General features: G+C 55.8%; 15 protein-coding genes, 4 tRNA genes and 1 pseudogene. 8 read left to right on the top strand and 12 right to left on the bottom strand.

Annotated features, from left to right (window positions below; translation table 11 throughout):
* Nucleotides 1–181: 181 nt before the first annotated feature.
* The 4 genes and pseudogenes from PspR76_RS04345 to PspR76_RS04330 all read right to left on the bottom strand — a co-directional run bounded on the left by PspR76_RS04345 (nucleotide 182) and on the right by PspR76_RS04330 (nucleotide 4100).
* Nucleotides 182–2338, bottom strand: a complete 2157-nt coding sequence (locus PspR76_RS04345; protein WP_159954118.1) for a tyrosine-type recombinase/integrase — start codon at nucleotides 2336–2338, stop codon at nucleotides 182–184.
* Nucleotides 2335–3354: a tyrosine-type recombinase/integrase gene (locus PspR76_RS04340; protein WP_159954117.1), complete on the bottom strand. Its 1020-nt coding sequence runs from the start codon at nucleotides 3352–3354 to the stop codon at nucleotides 2335–2337. The genes PspR76_RS04345 and PspR76_RS04340 overlap by 4 nt, the downstream gene beginning before the upstream one ends.
* 67 nt (nucleotides 3355–3421) lie before the next feature.
* Nucleotides 3422–3682, bottom strand: a pseudogene (locus PspR76_RS04335) (Y-family DNA polymerase); the annotation flags it as partial.
* Nucleotides 3672–4100 (bottom strand): LexA family protein, encoded by a 429-nt coding sequence (locus PspR76_RS04330; protein WP_159954115.1) that lies wholly within the window; start codon nucleotides 4098–4100, stop codon nucleotides 3672–3674. The gene PspR76_RS04330 and the pseudogene PspR76_RS04335, both read right to left, overlap by 11 nt.
* Nucleotides 4101–4298: 198 nt before the next feature.
* On the opposite strand from PspR76_RS04330, the gene PspR76_RS04325 reads away from it, so the two are divergent.
* From PspR76_RS04325 to PspR76_RS04305, 5 genes are read left to right on the top strand one after another with little or no spacing between them, the layout of a single operon-like run.
* Entirely contained in the window at nucleotides 4299–4730 is a 432-nt protein-coding gene (locus tag PspR76_RS04325) for a TIGR03757 family integrating conjugative element protein (protein WP_159954114.1), read from the top strand.
* Entirely contained in the window at nucleotides 4727–5668 is a 942-nt protein-coding gene (locus PspR76_RS04320) for a TIGR03756 family integrating conjugative element protein (RefSeq protein WP_159954113.1), read from the top strand. The genes PspR76_RS04325 and PspR76_RS04320 overlap by 4 nt, the downstream gene beginning before the upstream one ends.
* 22 nt (nucleotides 5669–5690) lie before the next feature.
* Nucleotides 5691–7049, top strand: coding sequence for an integrating conjugative element protein (locus PspR76_RS04315; protein WP_159954112.1), 1359 nt, complete (start codon nucleotides 5691–5693; stop codon nucleotides 7047–7049).
* Nucleotides 7050–7062: 13 nt separating this feature from the next.
* A complete protein-coding gene (locus PspR76_RS04310; RefSeq protein WP_069785951.1) occupies nucleotides 7063–7431 on the top strand; it encodes a hypothetical protein in 369 nt (122 codons plus the stop codon).
* Entirely contained in the window at nucleotides 7428–8942 is a 1515-nt protein-coding gene (locus tag PspR76_RS04305; RefSeq protein ID WP_093235623.1) for a conjugal transfer protein TraG N-terminal domain-containing protein, read from the top strand. Before PspR76_RS04310 ends, PspR76_RS04305 begins: the two co-directional genes overlap by 4 nt.
* 53 nt (nucleotides 8943–8995) lie before the next feature.
* Here PspR76_RS04305 and PspR76_RS04300 read toward each other — a convergent pair whose 3' ends face one another.
* Nucleotides 8996–9346 (bottom strand): hypothetical protein, encoded by a 351-nt coding sequence (locus PspR76_RS04300; RefSeq protein ID WP_159954111.1) that lies wholly within the window; start codon nucleotides 9344–9346, stop codon nucleotides 8996–8998.
* A gap of 457 nt (nucleotides 9347–9803) precedes the next feature.
* Between PspR76_RS04300 and mobH the strand changes: the two genes are divergently transcribed.
* Both mobH and PspR76_RS04290 read left to right on the top strand, forming a co-directional pair.
* The gene (mobH, locus tag PspR76_RS04295) at nucleotides 9804–11696 is read left to right on the top strand and encodes a MobH family relaxase (RefSeq protein ID WP_159961319.1); all 1893 of its coding nucleotides are present in this window, start codon (nucleotides 9804–9806) and stop codon (nucleotides 11694–11696) included.
* Nucleotides 11693–12970, top strand: coding sequence for a site-specific integrase (locus PspR76_RS04290; protein ID WP_159954110.1), 1278 nt, complete (start codon nucleotides 11693–11695; stop codon nucleotides 12968–12970). The genes mobH and PspR76_RS04290 overlap by 4 nt, the downstream gene beginning before the upstream one ends.
* 169 nt (nucleotides 12971–13139) lie before the next feature.
* Here PspR76_RS04290 and PspR76_RS04285 read toward each other — a convergent pair.
* The 7 genes from PspR76_RS04285 to rluD all read right to left on the bottom strand — a co-directional run bounded on the left by PspR76_RS04285 (nucleotide 13140) and on the right by rluD (nucleotide 18277).
* Nucleotides 13140–13216, bottom strand: a tRNA-Pro gene (locus tag PspR76_RS04285).
* Nucleotides 13217–13349: 133 nt separating this feature from the next.
* Nucleotides 13350–13425 (bottom strand) — tRNA-Lys (locus PspR76_RS04280).
* 5 nt (nucleotides 13426–13430) lie between these two features.
* A tRNA-Pro gene (locus PspR76_RS04275) sits at nucleotides 13431–13507 on the bottom strand.
* A gap of 10 nt (nucleotides 13508–13517) precedes the next feature.
* Nucleotides 13518–13593 (bottom strand) — tRNA-Asn (locus PspR76_RS04270).
* 303 nt (nucleotides 13594–13896) lie between these two features.
* On the bottom strand, nucleotides 13897–16461 hold the full coding sequence (gene clpB / locus PspR76_RS04265; protein ID WP_159954109.1) for an ATP-dependent chaperone ClpB: 2565 nt from the start codon (nucleotides 16459–16461) through the stop codon (nucleotides 13897–13899).
* A 131-nt stretch (nucleotides 16462–16592) separates the two neighbouring features.
* Nucleotides 16593–17318, bottom strand: a complete 726-nt coding sequence (gene pgeF / locus PspR76_RS04260; protein ID WP_159954108.1) for a peptidoglycan editing factor PgeF — start codon at nucleotides 17316–17318, stop codon at nucleotides 16593–16595.
* Nucleotides 17315–18277 (bottom strand): 23S rRNA pseudouridine(1911/1915/1917) synthase RluD, encoded by a 963-nt coding sequence (gene rluD / locus PspR76_RS04255; protein WP_005784662.1) that lies wholly within the window; start codon nucleotides 18275–18277, stop codon nucleotides 17315–17317. Before rluD ends, pgeF begins: the two co-directional genes overlap by 4 nt.
* A 149-nt stretch (nucleotides 18278–18426) precedes the next feature.
* Here rluD and PspR76_RS04250 point away from each other — a divergent pair, with 149 nt between their 5' ends.
* The gene (locus tag PspR76_RS04250) at nucleotides 18427–19452 is read left to right on the top strand and encodes an outer membrane protein assembly factor BamD (RefSeq protein ID WP_159954107.1); all 1026 of its coding nucleotides are present in this window, start codon (nucleotides 18427–18429) and stop codon (nucleotides 19450–19452) included.
* The last annotated feature ends 31 nt before the right edge of the window (nucleotides 19453–19483 follow it).

The raw sequence follows: 19483 nt of genomic DNA, 5'->3' as shown, positions 1-19483 counted from the left end.
GTATCGAACTGCCATGGTGCATACCCTTGCTGCTTTTGGATAATAGATATGGGATAAGAATTCTTGCCGGGCTTATCGATAGCCCGGCAGAGATAACAGCAAAATCGAGTTTCCCAGCGATTTTTGATCTTTGGCTTTCCGGATGAGCACCCCACCAGCAACGTAAGGTGACGCTTGGGTATCAGCCCTTTTTGGTTTCGATTTCATGAGGCGTTCGTCCATCCAATGTTGGGACATTATCCAGTTTTTGAATAAGCCCCTCAAGCTTCGCCAAATCGCCCTCCACAATGGCCTTCTCATCCGCCGTCAACGGCACCGCCTCCAGATAACGCCTAATTGAAGCCTTGCTTTCCAAAGCCTGAGCCCGCGCACTGGCTTTCGGCAGGTTGAAATCACACCCTGCACAGGCCATGCGGTGTGGGCAACTGCTCCAAAACGGATTCGAGCAATACGAGTCGCCCAAGTCATAAAATGCATAGGGCTCTTGCGCCTGACGCGCAATCACGTCGTGATCAATCAGGACCGAAATCAAATGGGACATCTGATCGGCCTTGGCAAAAGAGGCCGCCAGCTTGGTGGGTCGGATCCGAATATAATGCAACGTCGAACTCGGTGAGCTGTGCCCCGACCACTGCATCAATTCAATCAGTGACATGCCTTGTGGAACGCTGGCCAGCGCCGTCACCGCAGAGGCCCGACCACGGTGGCTGGTAATCCGCCCGCGGCTGTCCTCTAGCGGGACACCTGCCTTGGCGCAGAGCATCGGGATGATGGTGCTGTTGATGACACCAGCGCCCATGCGTTTACCGCGAAACTGGAACAGGTAGCTGACTTTTTCACCGGTTCGCTCATCCAGCAGCGGTGCTTGATTGACGGGCCTTTCCAGCAGCCAGCCGTCAATGCGCTCCTTGACCACGGCTGCTACGGGTTTGACGAAGGCTTTAAAGGTCTTACTCGCCGGAATGTCGAGGTAGCATAAGGTGCCTGCCGGAACGGTGGTACCGTCCTCATGCACGACATCGCTCGACTGAGTATGGGCGCAACCGATGGCAAGTCGCCTAATTTCATTGCTGCGCAGCCCCGAATGCGTCCATACGACGGCCATTGCTTGGACCATGGACAGCGGGTAATGAATTTCCGAGAGCAAATCCTTGCGTTCTAAATTAAGACTGGCCCAGATCAATTTGAGCCAGCTTGAATCGTCAATGACGCGAGGGTTGATACCCGAATTGAAAGCCACGGACTGAGGCGTCGCCAGATGGTGCCGAGGACTGAATTTCAACCTACCCCAGCCCCACAGCTCAACATCGATAAAAAAGCGTCGTACGGCTTGCAAAAAGCCCCCTTTTGAATTCGGTGCGATTGGGAGGCCGAGTCTCTTAAGTTTCGTACCTCGCCCCGACGCCAGGGCCCATTCACCGACGGTCATGCGATCCACCGCTGCAATAAACGCCGCGCAGGTCGACAGGCTCCAATCGACAGGGGAGCTAACCCCAGGTTGCTCGCGCGCGAGCCAGAGGCCGGTTCTCAAGATAAAACTGTAGTTGCTTTCCCGAGTACGAGGACGCAAGGTCGAGGTATCTCGCCACCGACGACACCACTTGACCCAATTGGGGTCAATGCCTTCGATGCTTTTTGTACGCCAGCTCACGTAGCTACGCATACGCAGTGGCTTTTCCAAAACCCCCATCGAAGCGAGCCCATGCGAAACCTTTCCAACCGATCTGGCCACTCCTTCGCTTCGATGCGCCTGGCCTTTCAGCAAAAGCGCTTCAGTGAAGGTTTCAAGGCGCGGATCGCCGTTTTCCAACATCAGTGCACCGAGCACACTGCTCAGGAATTGCTCGAGGTGACGTGCCTCATAGCCCAGCGATTTCAACACCTGGCTTAAACGCACATGCTCATATTCGAATACCGCGTGACCAAAGATAAAGGAGGCGTAGATCGCCGATTGGCGAAATTTGGCGATACGTTGAGGCTTATGAAAACCGCCCAAGTGGTAAGCGACCGTAGCAAGATACGGACGCGAGCCTGCTCCGGTGTTGAGCAAGTCAAGCCATTGCATGTCTGACCAGACCCAATAAGGGCGGCCTATCTTGCTGACCTGCCAGAGTATGGCCGCCACTGACGGGGCGGCCAATCGATCCGACACGCCACTGTAGGCGACGAGGTCAATTAGGGGATTTATAAGCCCCGGCATTATCGATTGCAGATAAGGCCAATCAGAACGGTAAAGGTGATTAGACAGCACGGCCTGCTCATCATCGGACAGTCCCTCTTGCCGCGTATACCGACCCGCATCAAACGCTACATAATCTGCTGCTGATGCAAGGTTCATGATGATGACTCCGGGCTGAAAAGCTCACTGAACAACCGCTCATCCAGGCTACCCACTGATTTTGCCATTTTCGCGGTGAGGTCCGCGCCGGATAAGTGCAGGTACATCAGGGTGGTTTTCGGATCGCGATGACCGGCGTAGGCCGTGAGTTCATGGAGCTTCCAGCCTGCGCGCGCCAAATGTGTCAGCCGCAAGTGACGGAAGGTGTGCGTGCTCAGGTGGGCTAGGTCTGATTGCTTGGCCCAGGCCTCTACTGTTTTACTCCAGGTCCAGCGGGTCAGCCCTGCGCCCCGGTTGCGGTCTGAATCGGAACGAAACAGGGGGCCTTTTGTCCACCCAGCACGGTGCAACTGTTGAAGGTGAATCATCAAGACCGGGGTAATGGCGGGGCTGTAGCACACCACCCGGCTACGTCGGCCCTTAGTGGTTTCAGCCCGCACCGAGATCAGACGGTGCGCCACGTCAAGGTCTTCGACTCTTAAGGCCACCAATTCCGCGCGCCGTAGTGCCCCACAATACGCCAGCGAGAGCATCAGTCGGTCGCGCACCGACGCGCTGGCAGCGATTCTCAGGAAATGCCGCCATTGTTCATCGTTGAGCAGGTTGGGGAGTTTGACCAGACGCGGCACCAGGCCGCGGGTAAAGCCTGCGTGAGTCTGTGGATGGAGCAGGCGTGTGTGTTGCCCACGCGGTATGGGGTTTTGCTCGCGGAGCCCTTGGAAGACCAAATGGTCATACCACAAACGGAGGGCACTGAGACGTTGGTGCAGGGTGGCATTTGCCACTGCGCTGGCTTGACCGGGTAGCAGTTGGCGGATGTAGAGGGTGATCTGCTCAAAGGTCACGGCTTCAGCGTCCCACCCAGCGGTCTCGCAGTAGCTCAGGTAATGCGCCAGCCCCCGCGCATACGCATCGAGCGTCGCCGGTGCACGGCCCAGGTTATCGAGCAGTTGCAGCCACTCATCAACACTGGGGTAGCGGCTTAGCATCACGGCATAGGAGGGGGTGGAAGTCATGGGTGTCTCCCCAGAACGCCAGAGGGTTCAGCCTAGCTCAAGAAAAAGCATTCCACCTAACTTACTACAGCGCGTAATTGCTGCTAAAAGCCATAATTCCGTGCCGGCGCAGCGTGTCTTTGATCTGGAAATACGGCGCGCCCATTTTGACGTAAGGCTTGGCGTCGTACGTACGGGCGATCACGCATCCGTCGTTGTTACTGAGAACGACAATGGGCGTGTGGGCCAAGTCCGGTCGAAACACCCGTTCAACGGCGCCGTAGAAATGATTGCAATCAACCAAACCGAACACGGGCAAGCCCGCGTAGAGCGCCGTTCTAACGTGCATGGTCGCGCACGCTGTAGTTCACCACCCCCCATATCACCAGTTCGTCTCCCTCCATGACGTACCTGGGCGGAAATTTGGGATTTTCGGCCATCAACACCACCTGGTCATCCAGCTTGTGCAGACGCTTACACACGCACTCGGCATTGAGCGCGGCAATGACGATATCGCCATGCCGCGCCGTTTTGCTTCGATCAACCAGCACCAGGTCACCGCTGAAAATCCCGGCGCCTTGCATGCTGTCGCCTTGGATCTTGGCCAGGTACATGTGCGGGGCTCGGATTTCAAACAGCTCATCGAGGGAAATCAATTTTTCAAGGTGGTCCGCTGCAGGCGATGGAAAACCGGCAGACACCTGGGAGGAATACAGCGGGAGTGCTATCCCACCTCCAGCAATGGGACCAAGAAGGGTCACGCTCATAAACCTAGCCTGAACAAATAACTGTATGGATACACAGTTAACGCTGCCGCTGAATGCGCGTCAATTTGAGCCGACCAAATGCCCTTCGCCCTGAATTCAGCCCTGCCAAAAACCCATACCACTCGAACTCCTATTTCTTACTGCAACAAACGCGGCCATCGGTTTTCCTGTACCTGAATTCACTTCAGGTACGGTGCGATGAACCATATCCATAAGCCTTCCCGCACGTCGAGGCATTGGCTTGCCTCCATAGCCTTAACGTGCCTGTCTGCCGCAGCACACGCGGAAACATGGGTCATCACTGATCAGGCACATCCTGTTTCCGCACCTACTGGCGTGCGCATCATTCGTCTCGACGACCAGCAACGCCTTGAGGAGCTGCTATCCCGACAGCTCCCTGCCGATCCGCGCCAGGCTGAAGCAACCATTCAACATTTCCTATCGAGCCCTGCCGGCAAACGTCTTCAAAGCGAGCTTGCTCAAGCCCAGCAGGGCGTCACCGATGCCTGGAGTGTGGGTGTAGCAAAGATCCCCGCAGTCGTCGTCGACCGCCGATATGTTGTGTACGGGGAGACAGACGTGTCTAAAGCCGTTGCGCAGATAGATCGAGCACGGAGCTTGTCACGATGAGACGCTCACGCTTCGTGATCCGCCCACTATCGCTGGCCATCACCTTCAGTTTGTCTTTCAGCGCTTCAGCAGCGATAACCTCGGCGACAATCATTGCTTCGACGCTGTCACCTACGTGCCTGGAATACAGGGTGGTCGGCATTTGCTATTGGCTCCTTTGCACACCCTTCGGTTGCAAAGTCAAAACGTCTACCAAGGTTCGTCACTACGTGCCGGATGCCGTGGTATCGGCCTACTCAAATACGGGAGCAAACCCGTGGATTGAGATGTCGCCTCTCGGCACGCCAAATCCTATGGCCCAAGCCGGTAATGACGGCACCACCAACCACGTTGCCGAAAACAACATCATCAAGTTCAAGGAGGCCGACGTCATTGGCCATCCCGGTGGTGCCACATTAAGCCAATTCGCCAGCGCTTCTGGTTATGTCTGCAAAGGCGCCACATTACCGCTCGTTCCTTACTTCCTCAGCACACTGGACCCGATTGCGTGGAGATATGGCGTCCCGGAGGCCGTCTACCCCGAAGCACTCATCCCAGGTCTGCGCGAGGTAGGCAGCCTGCTATCTGCAAGCAGTTGGGGGAACGTTTATCCCCGTAGCGGTTTTCTCAACCAGACAGATGACTACAAGACCGGTGCCGTAATTGCACAGCGCGCCGGTGACGTGACCACCCGACTGGGTCAGGTCCATGTCTACCTACCGATGCTTGCCCTACCCTACCCTGGTTACTGGCCAGCGGGAGCACTGCGCGAAGGTGACGCCTCCACCGGTAAGTGGCAGGAACTGACCCCGGTGCTCAATCCCACCTGCGCAACATTTCCAACCATCACACCCAATATCGATGCCCAGGACGGCGGATACGCCTGGGCGCTCTGGCGTCCGTATTCGTGCTGCCAACGTCGTGGCCAGACATTTCTCGGCAGTACGGACTTCCTATGAACCTCAGTGATCGGAGCACCACATGAAACTTACCCCCTTGGCGATCTGCCTCATCTGCTGTTTTAGCAGCGCAGTAGCTCAATCTGCTGACCCAATCAATGTCTCGTCCTCTGGCAGCGTCATCGGCGACGACGTGCTCTACAACATCGGCGGGGGGAACGCCGTGACAATGGGGAGCGCCGGCAACATGGACAGTATTTCCGTCGGCGGTGGCTGGAACAACAACCTGGTCTGCGGAAACATGAGCATGAGCAACACCCTGCAGAACCAGTTGAATGGTGCCACCTCTGGATTCCAAAACATCATGAGCTCGGTGGTGCAGAACGCCACCAGCGCCGTCGCCTCGCTGCCAGCCTTGATCCTCCAACGTGCAAACCCAGCGCTATACAACCTCATCACGAATGGCATCTTGCAGGCTCGATTGGACTTTGACCGGTCCAAGGGCACCTGCAGGGCCATTGGCGAAAAAATGGCGGATATCGCCGGCAATCAAATGGGCTGGGGCAAGCTCGCTGAAGGTCAAGCAATGAGCCAGGCGCTGACGTCCAACACGGATGCAGTGTCGGCTGTGGAGCAGGTCGAAAAGAAAGGTGGCAACGATGGCGTCACCTGGGTTGGGGGTGATCGAGCAGGAGGTTCCGGCCAGAAGCCAATCCGCATTGTCGGTGACGTCACCAAAGCGGGTTACAACCTACTGAACAAACGCGCGGCCGGCGACACCGGCTCGATCAGCAAAGACAGCTGCAACAACGGCATGGTCTGCAATGTCTGGTCATCGCCCCAAGAGGCGACCTCATTCGCCAATCGCGTGCTGGGAGAACAGCAACAACAAACCTGTGACAGTTGCCCTAAAACGGTGACAGCAGCAGGTGTAGGCCTCACGCCGCTGATCCAGGAAACGTATGACACAAAGCTTAAAGCGCTGCAGGAGCTGCTGACTGGGAGCAAAAGTTTATCGGTCGAAAACCTAGAGGCCGCAAGCAGCAACTCTCTGCCCATCACCCGTGGTGTTGTGGCGGCTCTCAAGGATGAGCGAGATCAAGACGTACTCGCTCGCAGACTTGCCTCCGAAGTCGCGCTGTCGGATGTACTGGAGAAAGCCTTGACCCTTCAACGCACCCTGATGGCAGGTAGCCGAGAACCAAACGTCGCGGCTAACGACCTGGCCGTTCAGGCAGTCGGCCAGCAGAGCTCGTCGCTGCAACAGGAAATCAGCAACCTGAAGATGGAGCTGGACATGCGTCAGCAGCTCGCGAAGAACTCACCACTGACCATCATTGAGCGTGGTAAAGCTCGGGCAGAAGACTCACGCGGCGTTTTTCCAGGAGATCCAGAAACGGATCGCCTGAATCAGTTGCAAACACCTACCAAGAGCAAATAGTGAGGTGTAGGCCATGACTGATATTCAAGATCCTGTCGCCGCCCCCAACCGCTCACTGACTCGACGAGTCGGACGGGGCATTCTAGTTGTTCTAGGCACTCTACTAGCCGCGACAGCACTCGTGGTGTTACTCAACGCCGTCTTGATGAGCATGTTCGACAGTGCTGAGCAATGGCAAGCATGGCGTGTCGACAACTACTGGCCGCTCTTCACCTGGCGACTGATGCTTTATATCGCACTGACGGTTGCCTGGCTCAAGCTCAAGGCTCGTTTGCCGCAATCGAGGCGCAAAGGCCTGTTGAAGATCGAGGTCATGGTGGTTTTATTGTTTGCCATGGTTGAGATGAGCAAAGTGCTGTATCAGGCAGGAGGTGTCCAGTGACGCTCTACACCAATGACTATCTGGAGTACTACCTCACGCTGGTCGGCTGGATCATAAACAACGGCATCTGGGACATGATTTCAGATACCGGCCTGTTCGCCCTGCCCTTCTGCATAATCGTGATTCGAGAATGGCTCAAGGTCCGTGGTGAAGGGGCTGATGAGGGTAACAAAGGCGTGCTCTCACTGGCCCGAATCGAGACCAACATCTATGTTGGCTACGTCGTCGTCGCATTCTTCGCAGTCCCTGCCGTCAATGTGAGCTTCGATACCTTGGCGTTCGATCAAAGTAGAGCCCAGCAATGCCAGTACAACTTACCCAAACCAGCTGACACGGGCTGGAACACGACATTTAGCTCTTTGGCTGGAAAGAGTGCGCAGATGCCCATGTGGTGGGCATTTATGCATGCGTTGTCAAAAGGGTTGACCAGCGGGGCGGTCGCAGCCATCCCTTGCGGGACCGACCTGCGACAAATGCGAATGGACGTAAACAACACCAAGATCAATAACCCATTGCTGGCACAGGAAATCGGCGACTTTACTCATGACTGTTATGGACCTTCACGCGCCCGCCTCTTCATGCGTCAACCAGACATGGGCACGAAAGCCAATGATCCCCAGTTCTTGCAGGATCTTAGTTGGATCGGCTCCCACTTCTTGCTGAACACTTCGGGCTACTACGACACGGACTACTCCAAAACACCCAGAACGTCCTGGCCATACAACGCTTCGCGTGATGTGGGGTTGCCACAAGTGAGCGGAGGTGGAGGATATCCAACGTGTAAACAATGGTGGTCCGATAGCGGAGTAGGCTTACGAGATCGTATCAAAGATCAAGTTTCACCTGACCTCATGACAAAAATGCTTGGTTGGGCGAAGTGGCTGTCCCAGGACGAAGTGACCGACTCGCTTGTTCGGCAACTGGTCTCGCCGTCGAACCAGGTGAAAGGAGATGTCTATACAGACTACGGTGGGCAAATAAACGGGACGGTGTGGAATGGCGCAGCTCGCGCAGCCGGCACTCTTGGAGTTGCGCTGGGATCCATGGCCTACTTCCCGGCTATGGACATGGTTCGTCAGGCCTTACCAATGGTTATGGCGTTTTTGAAGATGGCGATGGTGATTTGCATCCCGCTTGTACTGATCGTCGGCGCTTATCAGTTGAAAGTAGCCATGACCATGACAGTGGTTTTTTTTGCGCTGATCTTCGTGGACTTTTGGTTTCAACTGGCACGGTGGGTAGATACAACTATCTTGGACGCCCTATATGGAGCAGGCTCACCCCATTTGTCATTTGACCCTGTCATGGGATTGAACGCTACGACTCAGGATGCAATCCTGAACTTCGTGATGGGTTCGATGTTTATCATCCTGCCTTTGTTCTGGATAGGTGCACTTGGGTGGGCGGGTATTAGCGCCGGGAATGCGCTGGAGGGTCTATCGAGAGGTACTAATTCTGTAGAAAAAGCTGGGGCCGAGGGTGGTGAGTTTGCTAAAAGCAAAATCAAATAACTCGGCCATTACGCTGCTTTTCGGCTTCAGAGTGTCAAATCATATGAAGATTATTAGTTTAAAAAATTATCTTCATATTTTGCGTGAAACAATGGATTATTTTGATTCCCTAGAGAGTATGGGTCATTGTCATATTCAGATTGGAAGGGCTTATATACATTCGCAGATACCACAGCCGGACGAAGGCCTCCACCTAAGACAACTGCTAGCAAAATTAGACCAACGGTTAAAGCCGCAATGACGGCATGAGCCAACCATACCCAGGAATATACAGCCAATGCGATTAGGGCAAGACGTTTGACCCACCGTAAAGTGCGGTTCTCGCTGTACCAAACGGCGCGCACCGCACGACCAAGGCTATAGCCCAAGCGGCTTGCAACGGTCTGTGAGGTGTTCACGGTCATCATGCTTCTCCTGGCCAACCTTAAACTGGAGGCGCTTTGACATTATTTATAATCCTGATTTCTCGCCGCCGCAAGACCAATAGATAAACGGATGCTCCGTCATGCGTTAGCGGACGCCCTAATCCCGGCCACCGCAAAATGGCCCAAAAGGGTAAATGGTCTCTAAAAGCGAATGGAATGGTTCACAAGGGTAAAAGCCCTACCTGAAAGGGCTTGCTACGCAAAAAGGTCGTCGCCCTCACCTGCAGTTAGTCGCAACTCCTGGAGCGACACTCAATAAAAAAGGGTTCGGAACCTAGTCGTGCAACTGTTCTGCGCAGGCGAAGTCACCTAAAGCCTCACACTGATGGCGTAACGCCTCTCGAAATACCCTAACGCAGCCGGTGACCTTTTCCCATTGAAGTAAACCCACCAAATAGCGGAAAAGCCAGTCCATGATTCATTGATGGAGCTGGTGATGTTCTCATTTTTCCGCCGCAGCAAAACCTTACCTGCTGCTGCCCCTTCACCAAACGGTTTTCTGAAGCCTGCCCAGGGACAGGATTTGCTGGCGACCCCACGGCGTCAAAAATTGCTGGAGAACATCTGGCAGCGTGCTTCGTTATCGCGCTCACAGTTTGTGGAGCTCTATCGGCGCCCACTGGAGCGGTACGCAGAGTTGGTCCAGCAGCTCCCTGCCTCGCAGAACCACCACCATGCACACCCAGGCGGCATGCTTGATCACGGCTTAGAGATCGTCGCCTATGCGCTGAAGATTCGACAGACCTACCTCCTACCCATAGGTGCACCACCGGAGTCTCAATCGGCCCAGGCCGAAGCGTGGACTGCCGCAGCTGCTTATGGCGCTCTGATTCACGACCTCGGCAAGATTGCCGTCGACGTGCACATCGAACTGGAGGGAGGTAAAACCTGGCACCCATGGCATGGCCCAATCAACCGCCCTTATCGCTTTCGCTATGTGAAAGGACGCAACTACCAATTGCACGGGGCCGCTGCCGCACTGATCTACGCGCAGATCCTTTCCTCGGAAATCCTGGACTGGCTCAGCGGGTTCCCCGAAGCCTGGTCGCAACTGATCTTTGTGCTGGCCGGCCAGTATGAGCACGCCGGCATATTGGGCGAGATTGTGGTCAAGGCCGACCAAGCCTCTGTCGCGCAGGAACTCGGCGGTAACCCTGCTCGTGCGTTGTCAGCGCCAAAACAGTCCTTGCAACGTCAACTGGCGGACGGTTTGCGCTACCTGGTGCGTGACACGTTCAAGCTGAATCAGCCAGATGGCCCGTCAGATGGATGGCTGACACAGGATGCCTTGTGGCTGGTGAGCAAACCGATTGCTGACCAACTTCGAGCCTATTTGCTGACCCAGGGAGTTGAGGGTGTGCCGAGCTCAAATGCTCCCTTCTTCAACATGCTCCAGGACCAAGGCGTGATCCAGACCAACGCTCAGGACAAAGCCATTTGGAAAGTCACGATCGACAACGGCCGCGGGTGGCGCAACACCTTCACCCTACTCAAGCTATCACCAGCACTCATCTGGAATGATCCAAATGATCGACCCACTGCTTACTCAGGCACCGTTGAGTTGGAATCCAGCGATCCGGTGAGTGATGATTCGCCAGTGAGCAACATCGCAAACTCTATTCCTGTAGCGCTGACAAACACTACATCCGAGCTACCCACACCGTGTGCCAATCCGCCTAAATCGCCGGCCCCAGAAGCCGAAACGATGAAACATTCTTCAGAAAATCCTGGTGAAATTGACGAATTACTGGCGCTCCTTGGCAATATCAACGAGCCATCAGAGCCAGCTCAGAACAGTCAGGTATTTACTGAACAGACAGACCAAATGAAAACGGGTGGTATCCAACCTTCTCAAGCTTCTGATCATGTCACCTCGGCTGAACCGCAGACTGAAGAGGCTTCCCCATCGCCAAGCAATAACGCCGAAATCGGTCAAGGATTTGTCGAGTGGCTTAAACACGGCATTGCATCCCGAAAAATCATTATTAACGACACTAAAGCTCTGGTTCATACCGTAGATGGGACCGGGATGCTAGTAACGCCCGGAATTTTCAAGCGTTACGTTTTGGAGTTCCCAAAAATTGAACAGCTAGCAAAACAACAGCAAGTAAGCGCCTGGCAGCTTGTTCAACGTAGTTTCGAGAAGCAGAAGCTTCATAGAAAGACCGAGAAAAGTTTGAACATATGGACGTGCAACGTCATTGGCCCACGAAAAACAAAACAGCTCAAAGGTTATCTCCTTATAGATCCAAAGACGATTTTTTCAGAAGTACCTCTCGATAACGCAAGCCTCTCGTTAAAATTAGAATCTATGGAGTCCCAACAATGACCACCGCCTTGCTACTTACGGAGGAATACATCTTTGCGCGTGACCTTCGGCCAGCAACTGCAAAGATTTATCAATCCTCAGCCAAAGCGATGCTCGCACATTTCGGGGCCACCCCAATCGAACAGATAGACCACCGGTCGATCCTCTCGTGGCGAAAGGAGTTTCTGGCAAATGGTAAGGCTAGACGCAGTTGGAATACTTATTCCAGCCACCTACGTACTGTATGGAAATATGCGATAAAGCACGAAATGCTTAAACATACGACGGTCAACCCCTTCAAAGAAACCTGTGTAACTCCCCCAAAACGCCCTAGCAAAATACTTGATGCTAATTTAATTCAAAGATCTCGGAGTTGGCTCGACGGGCTAGAGGCACAAGAGCGCTGCACAAATGAGCGCAGCCAAGTCACACCCGCTTGGTTTTGGCTTGCTGTATTCGAGGTTTTCTACTACACCGGCATACGACTGAATGCTTTATTGCACTTGCGCTACAAAGACGTCGATCTTGATAAGCAGATGATTCTAATACGTGGTGAAACGGAAAAGACACATCGAGAGTTCTCTGTGCCCATCATGGAAGGTCTTGCGCCCCACCTAAAACTAATTATGGATAAAGCTAAGCGCGCTGGCTTTACCCCAGATGACCAATTGTTCAACGTGAATCGTTTTTCAATGCATTACCGTGGGCGAGTAATGACGTCGGATCAGGTCGAAGCAATGTACCGTAAGCTAACTCAAAAATTTGGAGCCCGAATCACCCCCCATCGTTTTCGTCATACCTTGGCCACAGATCTGATGAAAGAACCAGATCGCAATATCCATCTCACGAAAAATCTGCTGAATCATTCGAACATCGCAACGACGATGAGCTATGTCGAGGTCGACTACAGCCACATGCGCACGGTCTTGCATGAGCGTAGCGTAATGCAAGGGGCATTAAAGCGTATCCGGCGCGAAGACTCTAGCGGGGCGTCAACACGATCACATGGGACGGTCAGAAGGCTAGACAGACCGACTGTGAAGCTGCCCTCTTCCAAAGCGTTGGAAGAAATAGCTATAGCCATGGAACTGTCGACGAATCCAGCGCTTAAGCAAGCTTTGAATCACGTAGCCAATTATTTTGGTGAAATACAGGAACCTCCGAGCGATCAGGAACATCCGCCTGTAGAAATGAATACCCTAGCTGCACTCATGTCTTCTGCGATCAGAAGGCCAAGCATGGCATCAGGGTATTCGATCGCCCAATTAGCAAGACCAACCAAATTATCACCATGACTACCGACCACGGTTAAGCGCGCCGGCGGAGCAGCAGCACCCTACCGCTTACTAGCACGTATCGCGCATGCCAACGTCGCGCTGGTAGAGGATTCTGCGCGCAAAAAATATGAGCGCACAAAAAAAAGTCAAAAAAAAGACGCCTAAGAGGCGTCTTTTTCAACGGATATGGTCGGGGTAGGGGGATTCGAACTCCCGACATCCTGCTCCCAAAGCAGGCGCGCTACCGGACTGCGCTATACCCCGGCATGTGCAACGAAAAGCCGTTGCACATTGACATCATGCGACAACAAAACTACTGTTTGCCGCAGACGGCTGCATGTCGATCGAGTAGATACTGCTCAACTCCGCCCTACTAAACACACATCCGCTTTGAAAATGGTGGGTCGTGTGGGATTCGAACCTACGACCAATTGGTTAAAAGCCAACTGCTCTACCAACTGAGCTAACGACCCAAATATGGTCGGGGTAAGGGGATTCGAACTCCTGACATCCTGCTCCCAAAGCAGGCGCGCTACCGGACTGCGCTATACCCCGGTTTTGAAATTGGCTCCGTGACCAGGACTCGAACCTGGGACCCAATGATTAACAGTCATTTGCTCTACCGACTGAGCTATCACGGAACTACACATTTCAAATGTACAACTTTTACTGCGATGTAACCTTCTCTTCGACCCGTCCGTATCGCTACGTTCATGTCTCTGAGGCGCGCTATTCTACAATCTTAAAAACCCCTGTCAACCCTTTAAATTGCTTTTAAGACAATGATTTGCGCTTCTTTCTGATTTCTTCTTGGGGAGAAGAAACCCGTGGGCTGACGTTGCTGCGGGGCGCACTTTACAAGCCTTTGCCTTACAGTTCAACGCCCTATCGAAAAAAAAGGCCCCGCAATGCGGGGCCTCCTCTTATAGCCATGCCGGCTAGGCTCAGTGGAAGACGATTTCGTCGTTTTCCACGGTGGCCGCAACGCTGGTCCCCGGCATGAAGCTGCCCGACAGGATCAACTGCGCCAGCGGGTTCTCGATCCAGCGCTGGATCGCACGTTTAAGCGGCCGTGCGCCATACACCGGGTCGTAACCCACCGCGATCAGCTTGTCCAACGCCTCGCTGCTCAGCTCCAGGTCCAGCTCGCGCTCGGCCAGACGGCTGCGCAGGCGGCCCAACTGGATCTCGGTGATGCCCGCGATCTGATCCCGCGCCAGAGGCTCGAAGATCACCACTTCATCGACCCGGTTGATAAATTCCGGGCGGAAGTGCGACGTCAGTGCATCCATGACCGCAGCACGCTGTGCTTCACGATCGCCGACCAGTTCCTGGATCTGCGCCGAGCCCAGGTTGGAGGTCATCACGATCACCGTGTTGCGAAAATCCACAGTACGCCCGTGGCTGTCCGTCAGACGGCCATCTTCCAGCACCTGCAGCAAGATGTTGAACACATCCGGGTGGGCCTTCTCGACCTCGTCCAGCAGGATCACCGAGTAAGGCTTACGCCGCACGGCTTCGGTCAGGTAACCGCCCTCCTCGTAGCCCACGTAGCCTGGTGGTGCGCCAATCAAGCGCGCCACCGAGTGTTTCTCCATGAATTCGGACATATCGATCCGCACCATGGCCTCTTCGGTATCAAAGAGGAACTCGGCCAAAGCCTTGCACAGCTCGGTCTTGCCCACGCCGGTTGGGCCGAGGAACATGAACGAGCCGCTCGGACGGTTCGGGTCGGACAAGCCGGCCCGGGAACGCCGTACCGCGTTGGACACCGCTACCACCGCCTCTTCCTGGCCGATAACGCGCTGGTGCAACAGGCTTTCCATTTTCAGCAGCTTGTCACGCTCGCCCTCGAGCATTTTCGACACGGGGATGCCGGTCCATTTCGAGACGACTTCGGCGATTTCTTCCTCGGTCACCTTGCTGCGCAGCAGCTGGTTCTCGGGCTTGCCGTGCTGGTCGACCATTTGCAGGCTGCGCTCCAGGTCGGGGATTACCCCGTACTGCAACTCGGCCATACGGTTCAGGTCGCCTTTACGGCGCGCGGCTTCGAGCTCCTGGCGCGACTGCTCGATCTTTTGCTGGATCTGCGCAGAACCCTGCACTTCGGCTTTTTCCGAGGTCCAGATCTCTTCGAGGTCCGAATATTCACGCTCCAGCCGCACGATTTCTTCCTGGAGTTTTTCCAGGCGTTTCTTCGCGGCCTCGTCCTCTTCCTTTTTCAACGCTTGGGATTCGACTTTCAGTTGAATCAGGCGCCGATCCAGGCGGTCGAGCACTTCCGGCTTGGAGTCGATCTCCATGCGAATGCGGCTGGCCGCTTCGTCGATCAGGTCAATGGCCTTATCCGGCAACTGACGGTCAGTGATATAGCGATGGCTCAACTTGGCCGCTGCAATGATCGCGCCGTCGGTAATCGCCACCTTGTGGTGGACCTCATAGCGCTCTTTCAGGCCACGCAGGATCGCGATGGTGTCTTCTTCGCTCGGTTCTTCCACCAGCACTTTCTGGAAACGACGCTCAAGCGCTGCGTCCTTTTCAATGTACTGGCGGTATTCGTTGAGCGTGGTCGCGCCAACGCAGTGCAACTCGCCACGAGCCAGTGCCGGCTTGAGCATGTTGCCCGCATCCATAGAGCCTTCGCCTTTACCGGCGCCGACCATGGTGTGCAGTTCGTCGATAAACAGAATGATCTGCCCTTCCTGCTTCGACAGTTCGTTGAGCAGGGATTTCAGGCGCTCCTCGAACTCACCACGGAACTTGGCACCCGCGATCAGCGAGCCCATGTCCAGAGACAGCAGGCGCTTGCCTTTGAGGCCGTCCGGCACCTCACCATTAATGATGCGTTGGGCCAGGCCTTCGGCAATCGCGGTTTTACCCACGCCAGGCTCGCCGATCAGCACCGGGTTGTTCTTGGTACGACGTTGCAACACTTGAATGGTGCGACGAATCTCATCGTCACGGCCGATCACCGGGTCCAGCTTGCCTTCTTCGGCACGCTTGGTCAGGTCGACGGTGTATTTGTCCAGGGCCTGGCGCGACTCCTCGTGGTTCGGGTCGTTTACTGCCTCACCGCCACGCAGGTTGTTGATGGCGTTCTCCAGGGCCTTTTTGCTCACGCCCTGGCCCAGCAACAATTTGCCAAGCTTGCTGTTGTCGTCCATCGCAGCCAGCAGCACCAGTTCGCTGGAGATGAACTGGTCACCTTTTTGCTGGGCCAGGCGATCCGCCTGGTTAAGCAGGCGTGCCAAGTCCTGCGACATATTCACGTCGCCGGTAGGATTTTGGATTTTCGGCAGTTGGTCGAGCTCTTTGCTCAACTCCTTGCGCAGGCTGTTGACGTCAAAGCCCACCTGCATCAACAAGGGTTTGATAGAACCACCTTGCTGCTCCAGAAGCGCCTGCATCAAGTGCGCAGGCTCGATGGCCGGGTGGTCGAGGCCCACCGCCAAGGATTGAGAGTCTGATAGAGCCAACTGCAATTTGCTGGTTAAACGATCAATACGCATTAGTCACCTTCCTTTTGAGCAGGCCGGAGCTGTAAATACATCCTGAATGAAGAAACCTGCCAGATACCCCTATAGATGTGGTCGATTCTGGGAGATTCAAGGGGTGGATAGTTGACGCAGATCAGGAGAGTCTAGCGGTCAAGCCAGATCAGGGAGGCAAACCGACCGGTGCGAGCGCTGCGGCGGTAAGAAAAGAAACGTGGGTCGGTGACGGTGCAGAAACCACCACCATAAACAGCGGTGACACCGCGAGCGGCCAGGCGCAGGCGCGCCAACTCATAGATATCGGCCATGTACTTGCCAGCGATACGGCTTGGTACAAAGGCTTGGGCAGTGATCGGCAACTGCTGCATAAAGGCTTCGCGCACTTCCGGGCCGACTTCAAAGGCTTCAGGGCCTATGGCCGGGCCGAGCCAGACCAACACGTCGTCGGGCTCGGACTCCAGGCGTTCGAACGCCGCTTCGAGCACGCCTGCCGCCAGGCCACGCCAACCGGCATGGGCGGCGGCCACACGTGTGCCGGCACGGTTGCAGAACAACGCGGGCAGGCAATCGGCGGTCATTGATGTGCAGGCAATGCCGGGGGTGCTGGTCCAACTGCCATCGGCTTCGGCGGTGCGCGACGGATCAGCTTCGACCACGGTGGTGCCGTGGACTTGGCGCAGCCACGCAGGCTGAATATCAAAGGCATCGGTAAGGCGACGGCGATTTTCAAGAACGGCCTCAAGGCTGTCCTCGACATGATCGCCCAAATTGAGGCTGTCGAACGGCGCCAGACTGACGCCGCCCGCTCGTGTGGTGACGCAGGCTTTCACCCCGGCCGGCGCGGGCCAGTCAGGAATCAGCCAGTCACTCATCCGATAAACGCCTCGCGATCCTGCTTGAGCAGCGACAACAACCAGACCAAATCGTCTGGAAGAGGCGATTCCCAGCTCATCCGCTTACCGCTCGTCGGATGATCCAGCTCCAGGAAACGTGCATGCAGTGCCTGGCGCGGGAAGGATTTCAGCGATTCGACCATGGTCTGGCTCGCCGCCGGCGGAATACGGAAGCGACCGCCGTAGGCCGGATCTCCGACCAACGGGAAGTTAATGTGCGCCATGTGCACGCGAATCTGGTGCGTACGACCGGTTTCCAGCTTGACCCGCACATGCGTGTGGGAGCGAAAACGCTCCAGTACACGGTAGTGGCTGACGGCTTGCTTGCCGCCTTCCATCACCGCCATACGCTGGCGCTGCTGGCCGTGGCGGCCGATAGGCGCGTTGATCTTGCCACCTGCCACCACCACGCCGATCACGATGCATTCGTAGATGCGGCTGACGCTGCGGCTCTGCAATTGTGTGACCAACTGCGTCTGCGCCTGGATAGTCTTGGCCACCACCATCAGGCCGGTGGTGTCCTTGTCCAGGCGGTGCACGATGCCGCAGCGCGGCACATTGATGATGTCCGGCACGTGGTGCAACAGGGCATTGAGCAAGGTGCCATCAGCGTGCCCGGCTGCCGGGTGAACCACCAGGCCTGCGGGTTTATTGATGACCAGGATGTCGTCGTCTTCATAGACGATGTCCAGCTCGATGTCCTGGGCGACCCATTCTCCCTGGGCTTCCTGCTCGGCAGTCAGCTCAAGAATCGCACCGCCATGGACTATGTCTCGCGGGCGGATAACCGCTCCATCCACAGTCAGGCGGCCGTCTTTGATCCAGGCGGAAAGGCGCGAGCGCGAGTGCTCAGCGAATAATTGTGCGGCGACTTGATCGAGGCGTTGGCCGCCCAATTCGGACGGCACCTCTGCGCGAAGTTCAATTTTATCGGACATGCTCAGACTAGGCGTGGCACAGCCTTTGGTTTCGGCTGCGCGCTTGTGGTTAAATACGGCGTCTTTTGCCCCGAGGCTTTCAACGGGGCGCTCATCATAACAGGACGGCCCCGCCCAAGACAGCGGCCGTCATAGGGACGCAAGCCGCCATGCAAGTGAAACACCTGCTGCTGATCGCCATCCTCGCCATGACTGCTGCTTGCTCGTCAACAAAGGAAGTCGTCGACGAAAACCTGAGCGAAGTCGAGCTGTATCAATTAGCTCAAAAAGACTTGGACAATAATAGCTACACCAGCGCCACAGCGAAGCTGAAGGCCCTGGAGTCGCGCTATCCGTTCGGGCGCTACGCCGACCAGGCACAGCTCGAGCTGATCTACGCCAACTACAAGAACGCCGAGCCGGAAGCTGCCAAGTCCGCCGCCGAGCGTTTTATCCGTCTGCACCCGCAGCATCCGAACGTGGACTACGCCTACTACATGAAGGGCCTGACCTCGTTCGACCAGGACGTGGGCCTGCTGGCGCGCTTCCTGCCGCTGGACATGACCAAGCGTGACCCGGGCGCTGCCCGCGACTCCTACAACGAGTTCGCCCAGCTGACCAGCCGCTACCCCAACAGCCGCTACGCGCCGGACGCCAAGCAGCGCATGATCTACCTGCGCAACCTGCTGGCGTCCTACGAGATTCACGTGGCCCACTACTACCTGACCCGTCAGGCGTACGTGGCAGCCGCCAACCGTGGCCGTTATGTAGTGGAAAACTTCCAGGAAACCCCATCCGTGGGTGACGGCCTGGCAGTGATGACCGAGGCTTACCAGCGCCTGCACCTGGACGCCCTGGCGGCCACCAGCCTGGAAACCCTGAAACTCAACTACCCGGATCACCCAAGCCTGAAAGACGGCCAGTTCGTGCCTCAGGTTGCCGAAGCGGACAACCGTTCGTGGCTGAGCAAGTACACCTTGGGCCTGATCGAATCCCGTCCACCGCTGCCGCCGGGCGAAACCCGCGCCAACCAGGACGTGATGAAGCAATACCAGGACGCCAAGGAAGCTATTCCTTCGGAGCTCAAGCCGCACGACGAAAACGGCGACGTGATCGAAGAGCAGGAGCCGCAGGCCCTCGGCAACAACCAGGACCGTTCGTGGTTCAGCTACATGACCTTCGGTGTGTTCGACTGATTGTTCGACGCAACGCAAAAAGGGAGCCCCT

Source organism: Pseudomonas sp. R76 (assembly GCF_009834565.1).
GTDB lineage: Bacteria > Pseudomonadota > Gammaproteobacteria > Pseudomonadales > Pseudomonadaceae > Aquipseudomonas.
This window is presented reverse-complemented; position numbering and strand designations above follow the sequence as displayed.

Excerpts from the sequence above, each read along its gene's own strand:
- PspR76_RS04325 (WP_159954114.1), top strand. The coding sequence starts at position 4,299 with ATGAACCATATCCATAAGCCTTCCCGCACGTCGAGGCATTGGCTTGCC.
- mobH (WP_159961319.1), top strand. The coding sequence starts at position 9,804 with ATGTTCTCATTTTTCCGCCGCAGCAAAACCTTACCTGCTGCTGCCCCT.
- PspR76_RS04315 (WP_159954112.1), top strand. The coding sequence starts at position 5,691 with ATGAAACTTACCCCCTTGGCGATCTGCCTCATCTGCTGTTTTAGCAGC.
- rluD (WP_005784662.1), bottom strand. The coding sequence starts at position 18,277 with ATGTCCGATAAAATTGAACTTCGCGCAGAGGTGCCGTCCGAATTGGGC.
- PspR76_RS04320 (WP_159954113.1), top strand. The coding sequence starts at position 4,727 with ATGAGACGCTCACGCTTCGTGATCCGCCCACTATCGCTGGCCATCACC.
- PspR76_RS04340 (WP_159954117.1), bottom strand. The coding sequence starts at position 3,354 with ATGACTTCCACCCCCTCCTATGCCGTGATGCTAAGCCGCTACCCCAGT.
- PspR76_RS04330 (WP_159954115.1), bottom strand. The coding sequence starts at position 4,100 with ATGAGCGTGACCCTTCTTGGTCCCATTGCTGGAGGTGGGATAGCACTC.
- PspR76_RS04310 (WP_069785951.1), top strand. The coding sequence starts at position 7,063 with ATGACTGATATTCAAGATCCTGTCGCCGCCCCCAACCGCTCACTGACT.
- PspR76_RS04250 (WP_159954107.1), top strand. The coding sequence starts at position 18,427 with ATGCAAGTGAAACACCTGCTGCTGATCGCCATCCTCGCCATGACTGCT.
- PspR76_RS04345 (WP_159954118.1), bottom strand. The coding sequence starts at position 2,338 with ATGAACCTTGCATCAGCAGCAGATTATGTAGCGTTTGATGCGGGTCGG.
- clpB (WP_159954109.1), bottom strand. The coding sequence starts at position 16,461 with ATGCGTATTGATCGTTTAACCAGCAAATTGCAGTTGGCTCTATCAGAC.
- PspR76_RS04290 (WP_159954110.1), top strand. The coding sequence starts at position 11,693 with ATGACCACCGCCTTGCTACTTACGGAGGAATACATCTTTGCGCGTGAC.
- pgeF (WP_159954108.1), bottom strand. The coding sequence starts at position 17,318 with ATGAGTGACTGGCTGATTCCTGACTGGCCCGCGCCGGCCGGGGTGAAA.
- PspR76_RS04300 (WP_159954111.1), bottom strand. The coding sequence starts at position 9,346 with ATGACCGTGAACACCTCACAGACCGTTGCAAGCCGCTTGGGCTATAGC.